The 20,142-nt window shown below is 66.4% G+C and carries 13 protein-coding genes; 2 read left to right on the top strand and 11 right to left on the bottom strand.

The annotated features are described in order from the left end of the window. Positions 1–6: 6 nt before the first annotated feature. Positions 7–2,073 carry a heavy metal translocating P-type ATPase gene (locus tag Aple_RS34715; RefSeq protein ID WP_155348972.1) on the bottom strand — a complete coding sequence of 689 codons (2,067 nt, stop codon included), beginning with the start codon at positions 2,071–2,073 and terminating at the stop codon, positions 7–9. Between the two features lie 543 nt (positions 2,074–2,616). Here Aple_RS34715 and Aple_RS34710 point away from each other — a divergent pair. Beyond that, positions 2,617–3,480: a class II glutamine amidotransferase gene (locus Aple_RS34710; RefSeq protein WP_155348971.1), complete on the top strand. Its 864-nt coding sequence runs from the start codon at positions 2,617–2,619 to the stop codon at positions 3,478–3,480. 8 nt (positions 3,481–3,488) lie between these two features. On the opposite strand, the gene Aple_RS34705 is transcribed toward Aple_RS34710, so the two are convergent. The 6 genes from Aple_RS34705 to Aple_RS34675 all read right to left on the bottom strand — a co-directional run bounded on the left by Aple_RS34705 (position 3,489) and on the right by Aple_RS34675 (position 13,282). After that, positions 3,489–6,758: an aminotransferase family protein gene (locus Aple_RS34705; protein ID WP_218038649.1), complete on the bottom strand. Its 3,270-nt coding sequence runs from the start codon at positions 6,756–6,758 to the stop codon at positions 3,489–3,491. A gap of 474 nt (positions 6,759–7,232) precedes the next feature. Beyond that, entirely contained in the window at positions 7,233–8,222 is a 990-nt protein-coding gene (locus tag Aple_RS34700; RefSeq protein ID WP_155348969.1) for a P1 family peptidase, read from the bottom strand. Next, entirely contained in the window at positions 8,219–8,971 is a 753-nt protein-coding gene (locus tag Aple_RS34695; RefSeq protein WP_155348968.1) for an ABC transporter ATP-binding protein, read from the bottom strand. Before Aple_RS34695 ends, Aple_RS34700 begins: the two co-directional genes overlap by 4 nt. After that, positions 8,968–10,719, bottom strand: a complete 1,752-nt coding sequence (locus tag Aple_RS53735; RefSeq protein ID WP_218038648.1) for a dipeptide/oligopeptide/nickel ABC transporter permease/ATP-binding protein — start codon at positions 10,717–10,719, stop codon at positions 8,968–8,970. The genes Aple_RS34695 and Aple_RS53735 overlap by 4 nt, the downstream gene beginning before the upstream one ends. Further along, positions 10,716–11,669: an ABC transporter permease gene (locus Aple_RS34680; protein ID WP_155348966.1), complete on the bottom strand. Its 954-nt coding sequence runs from the start codon at positions 11,667–11,669 to the stop codon at positions 10,716–10,718. Before Aple_RS34680 ends, Aple_RS53735 begins: the two co-directional genes overlap by 4 nt. After that, positions 11,666–13,282, bottom strand: a complete 1,617-nt coding sequence (locus tag Aple_RS34675) for an ABC transporter substrate-binding protein (RefSeq protein WP_155348965.1) — start codon at positions 13,280–13,282, stop codon at positions 11,666–11,668. The genes Aple_RS34680 and Aple_RS34675 overlap by 4 nt, the downstream gene beginning before the upstream one ends. A gap of 218 nt (positions 13,283–13,500) precedes the next feature. On the opposite strand from Aple_RS34675, the gene Aple_RS34670 reads away from it, so the two are divergent. Further along, positions 13,501–14,136, top strand: a complete 636-nt coding sequence (locus Aple_RS34670; protein ID WP_155348964.1) for a TetR/AcrR family transcriptional regulator — start codon at positions 13,501–13,503, stop codon at positions 14,134–14,136. 2 nt (positions 14,137–14,138) lie between these two features. Here Aple_RS34670 and Aple_RS34665 read toward each other — a convergent pair whose 3' ends face one another. The 4 genes from Aple_RS34665 to Aple_RS34650 all read right to left on the bottom strand — a co-directional run bounded on the left by Aple_RS34665 (position 14,139) and on the right by Aple_RS34650 (position 20,067). Beyond that, positions 14,139–15,023, bottom strand: coding sequence for an SMP-30/gluconolactonase/LRE family protein (locus tag Aple_RS34665; RefSeq protein WP_155348963.1), 885 nt, complete (start codon positions 15,021–15,023; stop codon positions 14,139–14,141). 90 nt (positions 15,024–15,113) lie between these two features. Continuing rightward, positions 15,114–15,656, bottom strand: a complete 543-nt coding sequence (locus tag Aple_RS34660; RefSeq protein WP_155348962.1) for a cytochrome b family protein — start codon at positions 15,654–15,656, stop codon at positions 15,114–15,116. 23 nt (positions 15,657–15,679) lie between these two features. Next, entirely contained in the window at positions 15,680–18,853 is a 3,174-nt protein-coding gene (locus tag Aple_RS34655) for a leucine-rich repeat domain-containing protein (RefSeq protein WP_170321800.1), read from the bottom strand. 155 nt (positions 18,854–19,008) lie between these two features. Further along, complete coding sequence (locus Aple_RS34650; protein ID WP_155348960.1) at positions 19,009–20,067, bottom strand: baeRF2 domain-containing protein; 1,059 nt, start codon at positions 20,065–20,067, stop codon at positions 19,009–19,011. Positions 20,068–20,142: the final 75 nt, after the last annotated feature.

Raw genomic sequence — 20,142 nt, 5'->3', positions numbered from 1 at the left:
CACGGCCTAGCGGAACCGGCGCAGGCGCAGGCTGTTGGCGACCACGAGGATGCCCGACAGGGCCATCGTGGCGGCGGCGACCACAGGGGAGAGCAGGCCTGTCGCGGCCAGAGGGAGAGCTACCAGGTTGTAGGCGAATGCCCAGAAGAGGTTGCCTCTGATGGTCGTCAGGATGCGCCTGGAGAGGCGGATCGCGTCGGAAGCCACCCGGAGGTCGCCGCGGACCAGGGTGAGGTCTGATGCCTCGATCGCCCTGTCGGTGCTCGTCGCGATGCCCAGGTCGGCCTGAGCGAGGGCCGCCGCGTCGTTGACGCCGTCGCCGACCATCGCGACCACGCGTCCCTGCCGCTGCAACGCCCGAATCGCCTCAACTTTCCCTTCGGGCAGCAGCCCGGCCAGCACGAAATTGACGCCGACCTCGGCGGCCACCCGGGTGGCCACGGACGCCCGATCTCCGGTAAGCAACAGCGGGGACAATCCCAGCGCCTTCAGATTCCGGATGGCTCGCGCTGACGTGGGTTTCACCGAGTCCGCGATCACCAGCACGCCGCGCGCGAGCCCGTCCCACCCGACGACGATCACCGTTCCCACCGCCTCGGCCAGCGCCTTCTCCAGGGAGTCCGGCAGCTCCCCCCACCGTTCGACCAGCAGCTCCCGGCGCCCGGCCAGCACCCACTTCCCGGCCACCCAGCCCTCGACGCCGCGACCGGGCAACGCGGCGAACTCCTCGACCGGCAGGACCGAACCGCCGGCCTCGTCGATCGCACGGGCGATGGGATGTTCTGAGGCACGCTCCACCGCGCCCGCCAACGCGAGGATCTCCTCCCGGGACTCACCTTCGGCGGCGATCACGGAGGCCAGCCGCATCCGGCCCTCGGTCACCGTGCCGGTCTTGTTCAGCACGATCGTGTCGATCCGGCGGGCACGCTCCAACGTGTCCGCGCCTTTGACCAGGATGCCGAGCTGAGCGCCACGTCCGGTGCCGGCCCGAAGCGCCGTCGGCACGGCCAGCCCGAGCGCGGCCGGGCAGGCGATGATCAGGACGGCGATGGCCGCGCCGATCCCGTCCGGCGCGGGCGCGCCCAGGCCGAGCCAGGCCACCAGGGTGGCGGCGGCGATCGAGAGGACCACGGGGACGGCGATCGCGGACACCCGGTCGGCCAGGCGCTGGACTTCGGTCTTGCCGGACTGGGCGGCTTCGGCCAGGCGGGTGATCTGGGCGAGCCGGCTGTCATGGCCGACCCGGGTCGCGCGCACCATCAGCCGCCCGCCCGCGTTGACCGTCGCCCCGACGACCCGGTCGCCCGCGCCGACCTCCATCGGGATGGATTCGCCGGTCAGCCCGCTGGCGTCGACGGCGGAGTGGCCTTCGATCACGACGCCGTCGGTGGCGATCTTCTCGCCGGGGTGGACGAGGAAGGCGTCGCCCACGGTGACGCGGTCGGCCGGGACGTGGATCACTTCGCCGTTGCGGAGGAGGGTGGCGTCTTTGGGGCCGAGATCGTATAGGGCGCGCAGGGCCGTACCGGTGTGGCGTTTGGCTCGGGCCTCCAGGTAGGCGCCGGTGAGGGCGATGAGGGTGATTGCGGCGGTCACCGCGAAGGAGAGGTTCCACAGCGACCAGCCGAACGAGGCCAGGATGCCCAGCGACACGAGGGTGCGCGCACGGTGGAAGGGCCACGCGCCGTAGGCGACGATGGGGAGGGTGAGCGCCAGCGCGACCCACTCCCAGCCGGGCACTCCCAGCGCCGGGATCACCGCCGGGGCGAACACGCCGGCCGCGCAGGACGCGGAAATGATCAGGCGCTCCTCCAGCCCCCGGAGCGGCTCCTCCTCGCAACGCGTCGCGTGGCGCAGTTCGGCCGTGTAGCCCGCGCGCTCGACCTCCGCCACCAGGGTCGCCGGGTCCAGATGGGCCGGATGGGTGACGGTCGCCTGCTCGGTCGCATAATTGACCGTCACCGTCACCCCGTCGAAGCTTCGCAGCGAGCGCTCGATCTGGGCCGCGCAGGCGGCGCAGGTCATTCCCCCGATGACGAGCTCTGTGGTGAGCACTTCCAACGACTTGTTCATCACCACTCCGTTGATCGAGCAACTAACAACCCCATCCCCACCAGCTACGGCGGGCAGGCTGGCACGGTTCATTCCCCTGTAACAGAGGCATCGGTCAACCGGCGAAACAGGGGGTGGGGAGGGTCCAGGAGGAGCACGCGGCCGGAGGGCGGCGCCTCGCTGAGGGCGAGGGTGTTCAGGCCGACGCGGGCGGTGGTGATCGCCAGCGTCGTCTGGTCAGGGCCGACGAAGGCGCATGTGGTCGGGCGTGGGACGGGGACCCGGGCTGGGGCGACGAAGATCCAAGGCGACATAGCAGTGTTCCGCTCGCGAGAACGCTCTCTTTCGGTGAACCGCGTATCAATGTCGCTGCAATACCATTCAATACTCAGGCCAGAACGGCCCATATCACGACTCAATTAAGACTAGTTCATTCAAAACGCGGGAAATCTGGGTAGGCCTCAGAGGGAAACGTCGTCGGGAGATCGCGATGTGCCATCTGTTCGGACCGAGCCGTCGGGGCAATCGCGATCTGCCAGCTGTCGAGTCGTCGGGGGAATCAGGATGTGCCGTCTGTTCGGGCTGAGTGGGGCGCCGCGGCGAACCAGCGCCACCTTCTGGCTGCTGTGCGCGCCGGACAGCCTGTCGGCGCAGAGCCATCGTGACCCCGACGGGGCGGGTCTCGGGTATTTCGCCGCGGATGGCACTCCGCAGGTCTACAAGGCGCCCATCGCCGCGTACGAGGATCGGTGTTTCGCCGAGGAGGCGATGGACGCGGAATCGACCACGTTCATCGCGCACGTGCGTTTCGCCTCCGTCGGCGGCTTGGAGGACCGCAACACCCACCCGTTCGAACAGGACGGCCGACTGTTCGCGCACAACGGTGTCGTCGAGGGAATGGATCTGCTCGACGACCACCTGGGTCCGGATCTCGCCCTGGTGAAAGGCGACACCGACTCCGAGCGCGTCTTCGCCCTGATCACCCGGGAGACCCGCGCCCACGGCGGCGACGTCGGAGCGGGCATCACCAGCGCGGTCCGCTGGATCGCCGCCCACCTCCCCCTCTACGCCCTCAACCTCATCCTGGTCACCCCCGACGACCTGTGGGCCCTCCGCTACCCCGACACCCACGAGCTCTACCTACTCAAACGCCACCCCACCAGCCACGACCTCCAACACTGCGGCACCCACGGCCGAATCCGCGTCCACTCCACCGAACTCGCCACGGCCCCCTCCCTCGTCATAGCCAGCGAGCCCATGGACGAGGACCCAAACTGGCGCCTGATGAAGCCCGGCGAACTCATCCACGCCGCCCCCGACCTCACCATCACCCACCACCTGATCCTCCCCGACCCCCCAACCCACATGCTCACCCTCACCGACCTCCGCCCCGAGGCCGCAGCCTCCCAGAAAGCAGGCGTCCGCTGAGGTTTCCGTCACCAGCCGTCGTGGAGGGTGCGGGTGAGGGTGTCGATGAAGAAGTTGGCGCTTTCTGGGGTGAGGCACATGGGGGGTTTGATTTTTAGGACGTTGAGGTGGTCGCCGGTGGGTTGGACTATTACGCCGAGGTCGAGGAGGCGTTCGCAGATGGCGGCGGTTTCGTCGGGGGCGGGTTCCAGGGTGGATTGGTCTCGGACTAGTTCTACGCCCATGTAGAGGCCCATTCCGTGGACTGCGCCGATTATAGGGTGGTCGTGGGCGAGGGATTCGAGGCGGGTGCGGAGGTGGGTGCCGATTGTGGCGGCGTTCTGTTGGAGGGATTCGTCGGCGATGATGTCGAGGACGGTCATTCCTACGGCGCAGCTGACTGGGCTTCCGCCGGCGGAGGAGAAGAAGTAGCCGTTTCGGGAGAACGCTTCCGCGATGTCGCGGCGGGTGATTACCGCGCCCAGGGGGTGGCCGTTGCCCATGGCTTTGGCGACGGTGACGATGTCGGGGGTTACGTGCTGCTGTTCGAAGCCCCAGAAGTGGTGGCCTAGTCGGCCGTATCCGACTTGCACCTCGTCGGCGATGCACAGGCCGCCTGCCGCGCGGACGGCTGCGTAGACGTCCTGCAGGTATCCGTCGGGGAGGGGCACGCCACCGGCGTTTCCGTAGAAGGCTTCGCAGATGAACGCGGCGGGAGGCTGCCCGGAGGTCGCGGCTGTCTCGATGACCTGGAGGGCGTTCTCGACGTATCGGGCACCGGCGTCCGGTCCGCGGAATTGTCCACGGAACATGTTCGGTGCGAATACCGGATGCACCCATGAGGGCCGCGTGGTGAGCGCGTTGGGGTTGTCGGCGGTCGAGGTGGAGATCGCGTCGGAGCCTATCGTCCACCCGTGATACGCCTCTGCCACGCAGACGATGTCCTGCCGCTGGGTGAACGTCTGAGCCAGCCGAAGCGCCAGGTCCACCGCTTCGGAGCCGCTGTTCACCAGAAAGACGGTGTCGAGCGGGTCGGGCAGCAGATCGGCCAAGCGCTTCGAAAAGTCGGCGACGGCCCGGTAATTGAAGCGAGAGTTCGTGTTGAGCAGGTTCCATTGGCGGCTGACCGCCGCGTTCAACCGGGGATGCGCATGGCCGACGGCGGCGACGTTGTTCACCATGTCGAGATAAGTCCGGCCATCTAGGTCGCTCAAGTGTTGCCGCCAACCACGCTCGATCCTGGGCGGATCCTCGTAGTAGTTCTCCTGCACCTCGGCGAAAGCCTTCCGCCGCAGCTCAAGCACATCCCCACTGGTCGGCTCAGCGGGCACCGCACAGTCCAGTCCGATCAGCGGCGAAGGATCGGGACAGACGCTCCCCCACGCAGCTGCCATCTCAGCCGTGACAAACGCGGGAGGCATCGAACCGCGAACCGTGCACAGCTGAACGAAAAGCCTCCCCATGCCGTCACCAGGCACCGGGTCCGGGACTACCCCCTCCAGCAGGTCGCTACGCCTTTCTAGCCCTCGCTGCTGAGTTTCCCGGTGAGGGGCGAGCCCCCCGGGTAGTTCAGCACGCCCTTGTGCCCCTTGCGTCTGAGCCTCCACCTTCCCCAGCAGGTCGCTACGCCTTTGTAGCTCTCGCTGCTGAGTTTCCCGGTGTGGGGCGAACTCCCCGGGTGCTTCCGCACGCCCTTGTGGCCCTTGCGTCTGAGCCTCCACCTTCCCCAGCAGGTCGCTACGCCTTTGTAGCTCTCGCTGCTGAGCTTCCCGGTGTGGGGCGAACTCCCCGGGTGCTTCCGCACGCCCTTGTGGCCCTTGCGTCTGAGCCTCCACCTCCCCCAGCAGGTCACCCGCCTTGACGTGTTCGCCGGGGGCCCTGGACGGCGAGACGCCCTGGAGATGCAGGTCGGCGTCGACGCCTGCGAGAACTACGGAACCGGTTACCGAGCACAGAACCCCGTCGAAGGGAGCTGCCACCGGAGTTCCGGAAGGGCAGAAGATTTCCACGCCCAGGGAGACGCTTTCGGGGGCGTGGTCGCTGTGTATTGAAGTGCGGGTCAGGCGTGCCTCGCCGTACCGGAAAATGGCGGTGGTTGATCGGCGGGCGAGCTGAATTTCGGCGTCGGGGTTCAGCCAGGTTCCGTCCCGGAGTGTCTCGCTTTGTGCTGTCAGGTCGACGATGGCCGTGTCGGATTCGGGGAGTCCGGGGAGGAGGAGCGAGCCGCGGGATGCCGTTCGTTTCGGGGATTTTTTGGTCAATGCGTCGCGGAATGCGGTGTGTGCGACCTCGGCCGGGAGGTTCATCGCGGCCTCGAAGGACTGCCATTCGTTGTCCATGCGTTGAATGGCGTACTCATTGTCGGGGTCGATGAGTTCCTGGTGTTCGCCGCTGACCACCAGGACGCCGGTGCGGGCGACGATCGCGGGCCAGAGTGCCGCGATTTCGGCGTCGGTGAGTGGCACGATCCGGTGGAACGCTCTGACGGCGGGTAGCAGCGCGAGCGGGCGCTCGGGTGAGTGAAGCAGAATGGCGGCGCATGTCGTCGCCAGTTCGCCCACGATCCAGCCGCTGCCCAGATCACCGAAATCGATGAGCCCTGTCGGGACGGGACGCCCATTCCGTTCCCGCTCGCAGACGACATTGTCATCCGTGACGTCCCCGTGAATGGCCTGCACCCGCAACTCGGGCGAGAGCGCGTCAAGCCGATCACACGCCGCCTCGACCGCGCCGCGCACAACCTCGGCCCGCCCCGCATCGCCCATGAACCCGGCCAGCGCCTCGCAGACCCGCCGAGCGTTCCGCAGATCCCACTGACTCACCCGCTCAAGCCCCGGATGCTGGAAATCCGCGAGCCCCGCCACCACCTGGCCTGCCATCGCCCCCAGCCGCCCGACGACCACCGGAGCCAGATACCGCGAATCGAACAACGAGAACCCAGGCACAAAACTCAGCAACCGAGCCCGCAGCACAGCGCCATCTTCACCGAACCGCGCGATGTACTCTCCATCCCGGCTCAGCTCCGGCCGCGGCACCCGCATATCCGGTACGGCTCCCGCCAACCGCACCAGCGCCTGATCCTGAGCATCCAGCTCCAGATCGGAAAACACCGGATTCGCGATCTTCAACAAGAACCGCCCCCGAGGCGAGTCGATGCGGAAGTTACGATCCTGATTGCTCCCCAGCTCCTCAACGACCCCCTCCACCCCGAAATAATGCGCTGCCACAGCCCTGGCCTGATCGACATCCACATCAGGCCGCACCAAATTCGGCTGCGCGAAGAAATCGTGTCCAGTCATGGCGGGGGTCCCATCGAGATCGTTTGGGGTCATCGGATTCGTCTACGTCAGAGTCGGGCCAGACGTTGTCGCATTCAGGTCGAAACCTTCGGGCGCCCACCAGAATGAGCAGCCCGCCAGGTCGCTCGCCGTTATCCGGCGCCGATCACGCAGGGTGGTGGTTCTCACCGCCCCGGCGCCAAGAGGAGTAGCACGACGTTTTGTCATTAGCGCATCTGGCCCTGGTTGTTCAGCACGCTGTCTAGACACCTGGTATCGACATCCTGACCTGCGCGAACGGCCTCATGGCCCCGCCGGCGCGTTCGCGCCGGCCGGGCCGCCCGGGACCGACCCCGGATCGCCGGCCTGTGATCCGGCGGGCTGTCGGCGCGCAGCCTGGCGGGCGACGCGGGGAGGCGGGCTGCCCGGTGAGATAGGCGTTTTCGCAGGCCGGATGGGTGAAGTATCAAGATCGCGAACCATTGGGGCTGGTGTTTAGTCGAGGGCGGCCAGGATGGCGTCCCACGCGGTGTCGGATGCCAAGGTGCCAAAGCCGGCCGTACTGATTCCGGTCAGGTCCACCTCGTCGGTGGTGAGGGTGAACAGGGTGTCGCCGTCGCTTTCGGTGTGGAAGGGCTGGATGCCCCGGTGCATGGAACTGTGCACCTGGAGCCCGAGCTGGCGGAGCGAGTAGTCAGACAGTTTGACGTTGGTGACCAGCACGCTGATCGTGGTGTTGCCGTGCACGGGGGCGAGGTTAGCGCCGTTGATGCCGTTCTCGTAGTCGGTGAGGGGATGACGCCGTTCGAGGGGCTCGCTCCAGAGGTTGCCCCGCACAACCCTTCCCTCACGATCGACGATGACGCCGACGGCGTTGAGCACAGTCACGAAGAGCATCTTGATCTGACCGTACTGCCGGAAAGCGGCGCCCTGACCGGCGAATTCGGCCCGGACATGGTCGACCTTTCCGACGGTCGCGCTGGCCCCGGCCCCAGCCCTGCCGACGGCGATCCGGTCGGCGCGGGCATGGCGCAACGCGGCCCGGCCCAGCTCCTCGTCGGGGGTGATGGCGTTGTCCCTGGCCGAGTAGTCATAGATGACCGCACCCGACACGCACTGCAGCACATCCCAGCGCGTGCAGTTCTGCTGCCGTTCCAGCAACTCCGCGCTGACCCCGGCCACAGCCGACAGCCCGTAAACCGACCCGCCGGTCAGGCAGATCGCATGGTTCCGGTCATACGCGCCGCTCATCCCGACCGCACCGCCCCGCGCGTCCGTGAACGTACGAGCGCCGGCCGGAACATGCACCACCGTGCACCCGGTCGGCCCTTCCGCGTATTCGGCCGTCCCCACCTCCACCCCCGGAAAGTCGAACGCGACCGTACGCGCACCGGGACTCGCCTGCGGCACCAGGCGCAGGTCCCGGTTGCCGATGACGCCCTGCGCGAACCGGGAGAAGGGCGCGAGGTGGGAGCGGGTGGTCACAATGCCTCCAGTAGCCGGCGTGAGTATTCGTGCTGGGGATGGGTGTAGAAAACTTCGGTGTCGGCGGTCTCGACGACCTCGCCGGCGCACATCACGGCGATGCGCGCGGCGACGTACCGCACGGCCGCCAGGTCGTGGGAGATGAACAGCGCGCCGAACCCGAACTGGGCCTGCAGGTCGCGGACCAGGTTGAGGATCTGCGCCTGCACCGAGACGTCGAGCGCGCTGACGGGTTCGTCGAAGACGATGAACTCCGGCCTGGTGATCAGCGCCCGCGCGATCGAGACGCGCTGCCGCTGCCCGCCGGAGAGTTCGTGCGGGTAACGCCGGGCGAGGCTGGGGTCGAGGCCGACGTCGGCGAGCAGGTTCGGCACCCGCTCCGCCGTTTCGGCTTTGGACGCGCCGCCGAGCACGTCGAGCGGTTCGGCGACGCTCTGCCCGATCCGCATGCGAGGGTTCAGCGACCACTGCGGATGTTGCAGCACGGCCTGCAGCCGACCGGCCAGCAAACGCCGATTCTTGGGAAACGGCACACCGCCGAACCGCACTCGTCCGGTCGTCGGGCGGCGCAGCCCGAGGGCGGCCATGCCGGTCGTGGTCTTGCCCGAGCCGGATTCGCCGACCAGGCCAAGCGTCTCGCCAGGCCGTACCAGCAGGGAGACGTTGCGCATCGCGTCGTGCGCGTGCCGCCGGAACGGCGGACCGGTGCGGAACCGCACGGTCACCTCGTCGAGTTCGAGCAGTGTCATGAGACTCCTTCCGCCACGCGATGGCAGAGCACCGTACGACCGTCGACCTGTGTCGGGACCGGGCGTTCGCTGCGGCAGCGATCCTCGGCGAAGGCGCAGCGTGCCGCGAACGCGCACCCGGCCGACTCTGCGGTCAGCACCGGCGGACGCCCGGGGATCGCCTCCAATCGCTCGCCGCGCACGGTGTTACCGGGCACGGAACGGGCGAGCGCCGCCGTGTACGGATGCAACGGAGCCCCCAGCACCGCCGCGGTCGGACCGTCCTCGACGACGCGGCCGCCGTACATGACGGCCATGCGCGAGCAGCGGCGGGAGACGGCCGACAGGTCGTGGGTGAGCAGCAGGATGCCGGTTCCGGCCTCGGCGGCCAGCGCGAACACGGTGTCGAGCACGTCCTGCCGGACCTGGCTGTCGAGCGCCGCCGTGGGTTCGTCGGCGACCAGCAGGCGGGGGCGGGCCGACAGCGCCATGGCGATGCCAACTCGTTGCGCCATGCCGCCGGAGAGCTGGTGCGGGAACGCCCGCATGACACGTTCCGGGTCGCCCAGGCGCACCCGTTCGAGGCTCTCGCGATCGCCTCCCGCCAGCCGCATCTGGCGGCCGATCCGCATGGTCGGGTCGAGGGCGCCGATCGGGTCCTGGAAGACGAAGCCGAGCCGCTCTCGCCGTACCTGCCTGATCCGCGCGTTGGACAGACCGGTCAGCGACTCGCCCAGCACCGCGACGTCGCCGGACCGCAGGTCGGCGGAGGGCGGCAGCAGCCGGCCGGCGGCCGAGCCGAGCGTGGACTTGCCGGAGCCGCTCTCGCCGACCAGCGCCACGCTCTCCCCCTCCGCCATGGTGAGGCTGGCCCCGTCGAGGGCGCGCACCCGGCGATCGGCCAGCACGTAGTCGACGACCAGGTTCCGCACGTCGAGCAGATGTGTCATGTCAGCGACCTCGAAGTTCGCGGGTCGAGCTGGTCGCGCAGGCCGTCGCCGAGCACGTTGATGGACAGGATCGCCAGCACGAGCACCATGCCGGGGACCGAGCAGCAGCCACGGCGCGTATGTCAGGTAGACGGTCCCTTCCGAGATCAGCACGCCGAGGGAGGCCTGCGGCGGTTGCACGCCCAGCCCCAGGAAGCTGAGGCCACCTTCGACGAGGATGCCGATGGACAGCGCGTACGTGCCCTGGACGGCGACCGTTCCGGCGACGTTCGGGAGGATGTGCCGTGCGAGCACGCGGGGCAGGCGCGCGCCGCTGATGATCGCGGAGGTGACGTAGTCGCGGTGCGAGACGGTGAGCGCCGCCGCCCGCACCACGCGGGTCATGAGCGGGATCGTCACCAGCACGATGCTGGCCACGGCCGCGTCCAGCCCCGGGTTGACCAGCGCGGCGACCAGAATCGCCAGGATGATGGCCGGAAACGAGTACAGGACGTCGACGACGCGCATCACGATCTCGTTCAGCGCGCCACCCTTGTATCCGGCCAGCACGCCGAGCGCGGTCGCCACCACGGCCGTCGCGAGCACGGCGACCGCCGACAGCAGCAGCGAAGTCCCGGTGCCCTGCAGCACCCGGGGCAGCGTCGAACGCCCCAGACTGTCGGTGCCGAGCCACCACTCCGGCCCCGGCGGCGCCAGCCGAGGCCCGACGATCTTCTCGGGGTCGCCGCCGAGCCCGGTCAGCTGCGCGACCACGACGAGCACCACGAGCGCCAGCAGGAATATGAGCCCGCTCCGCGCGATCCCATCGAGCCGCTTCATTTCGACACTCCGAGCCGCGGATCGATCACGCCCACGAGCAGGTCGACGACCGTGTTCGTGAGGATGAACAGCGCGGCGGCCAGCAGCACCCCCGCCTGCACGACGGCGTAGTCGCGGCGGCTGATGGCCTGCACCACGTAGGACCCCACTCCGGGCAGATTGAACAGATACTCGACGATCACGGCCCCGCCCAGCAGGTACGCGGTGACGGTCGACGCCACGACCAGCACCGGAATCGCGGCATTCCGCAGCACGTGATACCGGACGATCGACCACGGCGACTGGCCTCGTGACACGGCTGTCGTGATGTACGGCTCGTGCAGCACGTTCAACACCGCGTCCCTGGTCGTACGCGCGGTCGCCGACACCACGAACACGGCGAGCACGCTCGCGGGCAGCACCATCGCGGCCAGGTTGGTGGCCGGATCCTCACCGAACGGCACGTAACCGCCGACGGTGAGGCCCAGGGCGTACCTGGAGAAGAGGTACACGGCGATGCCGCCGATCACGTATTCCGGCAGGCTGACGCCGAGGGCGCTGGCGATCCGGCCCAGGGCGCGGCCGCGGGTGCCGCGCCGTACGGCGATGAGGATGCCGAGGGCCGCGCCGATGAGCACGCCCGGAATGGCGGACATGAGCGTGAGCTGCAACGTCACCGGCAGCCGGGAGCCGAGCTCGGCGGCCACCGGATCGTTGCTGACCAGGGATCGGCCGAAATCGCCGCCGAAGGCCGTCTGGATCCAGTGGGTGTACTGCACCAGAACCGGGTCGTTCAGCCCGAAGCTGGCGGTGAGTTCGGCGCGCTGCTCGGGCGAGGCGAGCGGTCCGAGCACGATGGTGGCGTAACCGCCGGGCATCAGCCGCATCGCGCCGAAAATGAGGATCGACACCCCGAGCAGCGTCAGCGCGGCGCTGAGCAGCCGGGTGGCCGACCACACGAACAATCTCATCGGCTCAGCTCACGGAAGGTGGAAATCATCCGATACGGGTTGCCGTAGCCCTCGCTTGCCATGATGTTCGGACTCAACGTGTCCGACCGGTAGGCCAGGTACTGCGGCCGGGTCGCCAGCGGGATCATCTCCGCGTTCGCGTCGGCGCGGTCACACAGCTGCTGGAACGTCGCGGCCCTGGTCGGACCGGGCAGATCGGCGGCGGCCTTCTCGATGAGGGCGTTCAGCTCGGGGTCGGTCTTCATGAACGCCTTGTTGAAGTGCGAGGTGTCCGGGTTCCACCAGCGGGAGACCATCGCGCCATCCACATACCCGGCGAACCAGGTCATCGAGGCGTCGAAATTGGGAGGGCTCTCCACATACACCCGGTTGGCCCAGGTGCCCTCGTCGAGCAGCTCGATCTTCATGGTGACGCCGATCCGCTGCAGGTTCTGCTGCATGATCTGCGCGATCTGCCCCAGCACCGGATCCGTCGTATACGTGACGAGGGTGAACGTGAGGTTCTCCGCGCCCGCCTCCTTGAGCAGCGCTTTCGCCTTCTCCAGCCCGGCCGTCGCCGACGGGACCTTCGCGGGGTCGCAGGCGTCGGGCAGGCCTTCGGGGGTGACGCCGGTCGGCTTGCTCTGCCCGCCGGTGGCGACCTCCGCGATCTGCTTGCGGTCGAGGGCGATATTGACCGCCTGCCGTACGCGCTGGTCGGCGAAGGTCTTCCCGAGCGAGTTCAGGTTCAGGTAGTGGTAGTCAGTGGTGGCCTGACCGGCGACCCGCACGTTCGGCACACCCTCCAGCAGCTTCGCCGTGTCGGCGTTCACGAACGCGGACATCTGCGCGCTACCATCCCGAAGCGCCGCCAGCCGGGTCGCCTCCTGCGGCACGATCTCCACGGTCAGCGTGTCCACCACCGGCTGCTCTTTGTTCCAGTACGCCGGGTTCTTCTTGAACGTCCACGCCACGTCCTGCCGGTGCTCACCCACCACGAAAGGACCGGTGCCCAGCGTCTCCTTGGTGATGTCGATCGACTTCTCGTCGATCTCCTTCATCGGCAGGATCGACGCGTTGATGTTGGCGAGCGCCCCGAGCAGCGGCGTGTACGGCGACTTCAGCTTGAACGTCACCTCGTTGTCGCCCGTCTTCTCCACCGACTCGACCGGACCGAGCTGACCGGCCCAGACGGACTGGCCGGCCAGCAGGCGTTTCATGCTGCCGACCACGTCGTCGGCGGTCAGCGCGCGGCCGTTGGAGAAGGAGACGCCCGGGCGGAGGGTGAACACGTAGGTGGTGGGATCCGGGGTCGCCCACTTCTCGGCGAGCAGCGGCTCGATCGTGTAGTCGGGTCCCACGGTGACGAGCGGCTGGTAGACGAAGCTCATCAGGTTCCACGAGGCCGCCGCCTGGGACATCTGCGGATCCAGCCCCGCCGCCGCCGCGTTGTCGATCGCCACCTGCAGGGTGACCTTGCCGCCCGGGGCCGCGGAGTTGTCCGCCACCGCCAGGAAACCCGGCGTCGACGGCGTGGAGGAGGCCGCGGCCTGGCCCGGTTGCCCGGCCCGCTCCGCGCATCCGGTGGCCAGCAAGGTCGCGGCGACAGCGCAGCACAACAGTCTGCTTCGCATGGCTGATCGACTCCCTGTTCATGGGTCTGGTGCATGGGTCGGCGTTGGAAGGCGCGCCCCGAGGCGACGTAGCCAGCGACCTTCTTTCTTCGTACGGGCAAGTAAAGAATGATGGATTGGGGCATGTCAATACCCTGGACAAGACCGTCTGAGCAGCCCGTTACGGTTCAATTAATTCTTCGCTCGTCTGTACGGCGGATTGGCAGTAGGGTGTCGGCATGTCACGGAAGAAGGATCAAGTTGCCCGGCGGAAGCACCTGCTGGAGGCCGCCCGCAAGGCCATACTCAAGCGCGGGCTGGAGACGGTCGGTGTCCGTGACATCGCCCAGGCGGCGAGCATGTCGCCGGGGTCGGTGACGTACTACTTTCCGACGATCGATGAGTTACTGCGGCAGGTGCAGGCGGATGCGATCGCGCGGTTCGCACACTCGCGCTGGGAGCTCGTGCGGACGATCGATGATCCGGTGGAGCGGTTGCGGGCGCTGATCGAGCGGGGTGTCGCGACCGGTCCGGACGATGAGCTGGCGTGCCTGATCAACGAGTTCACCGGGGTGATTCGCCGCAATCCGATCTACCAGGTCTCGTGGAAGAGCCTCCACGACAGCCAGGTCTCGATCTACGAATCCGTGATCACTACCGGGGCGGCGCTCGGCGTCTTCACCCCCAGCTCGCCCGTGCTGTCCATCGCCCGAAATTTCGTAGGTCTGGAGGATATTTACGGGTTCCATGTGGTCATGGGGGCCAGTATGACCAGGGACCAAGCCTTGGAGCTCATGTACGACTTCGCCATGGGCGCCGTCGGCTGCGACCTCCGCGATCCGCGCCCCCAAACGGAAGTCCTCTCCGGACCTTAGCGTTATGCCCCGCGAACGTTGGTCATGATCGCGTACACCGAGGTGGTCGCCGTCATGAACAGCCAGTTGCGCTTCAGGCCGCCGAAGACCAGGTTCGACGTCTTCTCGGGAAGCTTGAGCTTGCCGATCAATGTCCCATCCGGGGCGAAGCAGTGCACACCTTCGCCCGTCGCGGCCCAGATCCGCCCTGCCGTGTCGAGCCTGATCCCATCGAAACTGCCCGCCGAGCACTCCGCGAGCACCCTGCTGTGTCGCAACACCTGCCCGTCCACGTCGAAGACCCGTAGGTGCTTACGACGCGTGTCGACGACATAAAGCAGGGACTCATCCAACGAGAACGCCAGCCCATTCGGCCTGACGAAGTCAGCCGCGACAACGGTGACCTGCCCCGTCACCCCATCGACCCGATAAACCTGATCGTTGCCGATCTCACTCTCCGCCTGATGTCCTTCGTAGTCGCTGTCGATCCCATACCGCGGATCGGTGAACCAGATCGAACCATCCGACTTCACCACAACATCATTGGGACTGTTGAACCGCTTCCCCTCCCACCGATCCGCGACCACTGTGATCGACCCATCATGCTCGGTACGCGTCACCCGCCGATTCCCATGCTCACAAGAGACCAGCCGCCCCTGCCGATCAATCGTGTGCCCATTCGTATACCCCGCAGGCACCCGAAACGGCCCCACGTTCCCCGTCATCTCATCCCACCGCAACATCCGATCGTTCGGGATGTCACTCCACACCAGATACCGCCCCGCCGCCACGTACGCCGGCCCCTCAGCCCATCGGCACCCGTGATAAATCCGCTCAACCCAGTGATCCCCACCCACCCCAGCGAACCGCTCATCAAGCACCTCAAACTCCGCCGCAAAAGCTCCCATCGGAGTGCCCCTTCCTCTCGCCGACACCTTCTCGGACGCCAACCCTAGGCACGTCCACGGTCTCTCACCAGGGGTCGTTCCAGATCCGAGTCAGAGCCAGAAGATCGCCAGAACGGTGAGACCCAGGCTCAGAGCGACCAAGCGAAATGTTCTGGGTTGCCGGGCGGCCTCCCGCTGCGAGGAGATCACCAGCACGGCGCCCACGGCCACCGCCACCAGCAGGTGCAGGCCGTACCACCAGGGAGTGGGCAGCCTTCCCAGAGCGGTCCCGCTCAGTAGATCGTCGGCGGCCCCATAGCCGGAAAGCCCTCCGAGCACGCCTAGGCACAGCATCGCGAGCGCATACCGGAAACGGCCGAGCAGGGCCCAGACGACGGTCCCAAAGACGAGCAGGTAAGTGGAACTTTGGTGCAGTTGTCGCATGAGTAGGCCGCCGCGCACCTCGAAGCTGATCTCCAGGATCGAGTTGTAGGCGGCGCTCATGGGCATAGTCCGCAGCGGCTCGTAGGCGCCGTCGTAGAACACCATCTGGTTGCCAGGCGTGTAGAAGAACGCCAGGAAGCCGCCGGTGAGCAGGACGACCACGAAACAGCAGACCAGCATCTCGCCCACCAACTGCCTCGCCTGCTCCATGCGGCATATTTCACCACAAGGAGCTACGTTCGGGCTGGGTAGCGGAGGGCTTGACGGTGCTGGTGGCACAGGTAGACGATGCCGCGGTTCTCCGGGAGTTCGCGTTCGCGGAGCCCGCCCCACTCCGCGGTGGGGTCGAGTTCCAGTAGCGCTTCGCGGAGTTGGGTGAAATTCGCGGTGACCCGCTCCGCGTCTGGATGGCCTGCGCCGTCACGGCCTATCGCACGCCGCTCGTGCAGCGCGAAGCTGTCGTCCTCGGGGAGGTCGGTCAGATTGTCGAGGAGCTTGCATGAGAGTTCGAGCCGGGATTTGTCTTCCTCAGTGAGTACGACGCCGAACATGCCCGACAGGACCGGCCCCGCCAGGGGAACGGCCCGGCGAATGCCAGAGAGGATGAATCGCAGGTAGGGGGCGTAGGGGCGCAGCCATTGGGGCAGTCGCTTGAGCTCGTAAACGCCGGCGTTGTCATCGAGGGGATGAGGGCCGTCAGGTTGCTCGCAGAAGAGTCGAAGTTCGTAGGTCAGCGTCCGGGTTTTGGTGATGGTGAAGATGCTGGGGCACTGGGCTGCCTGCTCGCCACGATGACGAAGGAGATCTCTGACACTGTCCAGGACGTGAAGTTGGGAGCGCTCGATCCTGCTCGTGGCATCGGAAATCTGGCCCAGGCTGTCGTTGATGCCGGCTAACGCGGATTCCAGGCGGAGAGGACGAAGACCCAGAAGCAGGGTGCGCGGGTCGACCATGGTGAACGATTCCCCGCATTGCAGGTGTGCGCCGCGCTCCAAGGCGCGCAACACCATCGCGTAGTCGAATTCGTGCCCGCACACAGCCGGGAGTTCAGCGCACCCACACGGGATGAACCGGCGGACCAGCAAACCCGGATAACGCTCGGCCAAGATGCCGGTGAACGCCTCATCCAAGATCGAGTAGAAGGTGTAGGGCGCCGTCCCTCGCACGGTGAGGTGAATCGTCGGCTGGGCCGCGTCATCGTCGATCAGCAACGCCATCGACCGAATGCCGTCCCCGTCGGTAGCACGGGCGGCGTGATCATGGTGGCGCAGCAGCACCCCACGCGCCCAGGCGACGCCCGTGGTGAATCGATGCTCACGCGCGATCAACCACGAGGGGATCCCCGCCTGACGCGACGACAGCCGATAGGTCAGACGCACCTCTGACGTGCCAGGCACGTCCAGGATCCGATCCCACTCGTCAGGTAACCGTTCAGGAGCGCCGGCAGGCAAACGTTCGACCACCAGCGCCGCATCTTCGTGATCAGGAGAATCGACCCGATAGGCCAGATCGAACCGCTCCATCATCGCCGTCAACATCTCCGCCAGCCCCGGATCGGCCAGATCACGCCAAAGCTCGGCTCGGTGCGTACGACTGAGCAGTCCGGCACGGTCGGCGATCTGCTGGCTGTCCAGCACCCGCGTGATCATGCCGTCGACCCAGGCGGGCTGCAGCACGATGGTCTCGCGCAACTGCGGATCATGAGCGAAGTGCAGGATCTCCCCACGGTCATGCAGCGCTGCTCGAAGCACCTTACGCTCCGTCTCGTCATGAACGCCGCAATCGTCCATGATCTGATCGGCCTGCTGGGTCCCGATCCACCGCCCAGGCTGACTGGTCAATTTCTCAGCAGCGGCCATCCAGGTGGTGGGCCACCGCTGCCCCATCAACGGCAGCGCCGCAGCCTGCCGCGCCACCTCCTCCCGCAGCGCATCGATACCGGTGCCGTCGCCGCAATCCACCCGGAATATCCCGGCGATACAGGGATAGCGCCGACGCAGATCCGCTTCGTCCAGATCAGCGACAGACTCCGCGCAGTGGGTCGCCACGATCAGAACAGGGGAATTCGGTGCGGCATTGACGATGGTCTGCATCCATGCCTCGACCTGCCCGCCACTCCGCCACCCACGACGACTGTTCCACACCAGCACAAACAGCGAACGATCGGTCAAATAGAAGCGCTGAGTAGCCCGATACTCCAGCTGCCCCCCAAAATCCCACACGTTCAACCGCATGCCCGGACCCGGCTGATCGATGTGAGAAGGGTGCGGCAGGTCCAAGGGGTCAAGATGCACCCCATGCGTCTGCGGCTCGCGCGGATCATAGGGCAGACCGCAGAGGGCCTTGGCAACCGAGGTCTTGCCCACCGCGGCCTCTCCGACAACCAGCATCTTCGACAACCACTGCTCTGCGCTTCCCCCTTGCAGCGCACGCAGGAAAGCCAACGCCGATCCGCCACCAGCCGCACAGATTTCCGGCGGCGGACTCACCAGCTGATTGCCATTGATGTCCAGGGTGGTGAGCTTGGGAAGGGCGCCGAGCCAATCGGGCAGCACCGTCAGCTGAGTGTGATCGAGGTCCAGGCGGACGAGGTTGGTGAGATTGGCGAGCCAATCGGGTAAGACCGTCAACTGATTGCCATTGAGGTACAAAATGTCGAGGTTGGTGAGGTTGCCGAGCCAATCGGGCAAGGCCGTCAACTGCATGCCGCTCAGGTATAGGGTGGTGAGCTCAGTAAGGTTGCCGAGCCAATCGGGTATGACCATCAACCGATTGCCGAAGAAGGCCAGAGTGGTGAGCCCAGTAAGGTTACCGAGCCAATCGGGTAAGACCGTCAACTGATTGCTGTAGAGGTACACGACGCTGAGGTTGGTGAGGTTACCGAGTGACTCGGGTAGGACGGTCAGTTGATTATCGCCAAGGTCCAGAGCGGTGAGGCTGGTGAGGCCACCGAGCCAATCGGGTAAGACCGTCAATTGATTGCCGCGGAGGTACAGACCGAGGAGACTTGTGAGGTTGCCGATCCAATCAGGTAATACCGTCAACTGATTGCCATGGAGGGCCAGGGTGGTGAGGTTGGTGAGGTTGCCAAGTGACTCAGGCAGGACGGTCAGCTGATTCCCACCAAGGTCCAGAATGGCGAGTTCCCTAAGGTTGCCGAGCCAATCGGGTAAAACTGTCAACTGATTGTTATTGAGGTTCAGGGTGATGAGGTTTGTGAGGTTGCCGAGCCAGTCGGGTAAGACCGTCACCTGATTACCACGGAGGTCCAATTTGGTCAGGTTGGTGAGGTTGCCGACAGACTCAGGCAGATATCTGATGCCGAGGCCCGATAGATCTAGGTCGGTGGATTGTTCACGACCCGCTTGCTCGATTCGGCGGTTCAGTTCTTCGATCTCTTCCGTCATCGATGTCCTCGCCGTTCGTCCACCATCGGGTTGGATGTTCACCCTTTGCTTATCGCACACCTGGCGCGCGCAAGCCAGAGTGGGCATCATTTCACGAAATGACTCCCCTGCGAGGTTGATCGGTTTTGGACGAGCGTCGGCGGTCCCATTGAGTATCAGAACCGCAGGATCGCGCCCACTCCCTCGGGAGAGTCGAGTTCGGGGACGAACCAGAGTTCGGCGTCGGTGGTGGCGACGGCTCGGGCCAGGGCGGCGTCTGCGCGCTCGTTGATCGGATCTGCCACGCCCCAAGCGCACATTTCCTCGCGATCAGGGGAGAACTGCGGACCTTCGGGGCCGATCCACACCATCTCCTCGTACGACGGGCCTTCTGCCACGAGCACCTTGGCGACCTGGCTCACCCGAAGCGCACGAGCCGTCTCGTGCAACCCGCTGACCGCGGGTCCATTCCGGTAGGCGTCGACCAGCTCGTTCTGGCGCTGAACCAGCCAGGACCTGAGTGCTTCGTCGACTTTCCGCAGGTAGCTTTTGGGCATCTCGCCCGGTGAACGCCCGCCGTTCTCGGCCACCACCACCCGCTGAGCCACGTCCCTCCCCAGCCGATCCAGCACCATATGCCGAGATTTCGGATCTCCCCCGAGAACGATCAGTTCGGCCTCGCTCTGAACCGCCTCCTTCGCGATGACCTCAGCGGTCGCGACGGCATTACGCCGCCAGGTCTCCTCGACATCCCGCTCATACCGGGGCTGCGACCTGCCTCCCTGCGCGGGCTTGTGAATCGGCCAGTCCTCAGCCTGAACAACGAGCTCCCGCCGCTCCCCACCACTGAGAACGATCACATCGGCGCCGAGGTGATCCACCACCACCTGCATGTACGGCACCCGCTCCCCCCGCTGCGCCAGCAACGGCATCACGTGCGGAAGCGCGGACCACCGAGCGATATCCCACTCCGGCCCAGCCGCCAGCGGTTCACTGAAGATCACTCCAGAGGAGGAGCAGAAAACCGCCCTCCCCGGCGCAGGATCGCCGACGAACTCCCCGATCCGCGCGATGACCTCATCGGGAGCCCCCGCCTCCGCGAGCCCTTCGCTGATATGCCGCCACCGCAACCCGACCATGACGGCCACCGCCTTGGTGATCCGATTCGTCGGCATATACACGGAAGCGAACGGCCCCCGCTCCTCGTACAGAGATCTGATGAAGTCAAGCCTCATCAAGGCCTCACCACCTCTGGCGTCCGCTCCCGAGGCCAAGCCCCCTCAGCGATCCCGCCGATGTCACGAAATTTC

It is taken from the genome of Acrocarpospora pleiomorpha (assembly GCF_009687885.1).
Taxonomy (GTDB): domain Bacteria; phylum Actinomycetota; class Actinomycetes; order Streptosporangiales; family Streptosporangiaceae; genus Acrocarpospora; species Acrocarpospora pleiomorpha.
The sequence above is the reverse complement of the archived record's forward strand: the minus strand, read 5'-3'. Positions and strand labels throughout refer to the sequence as shown.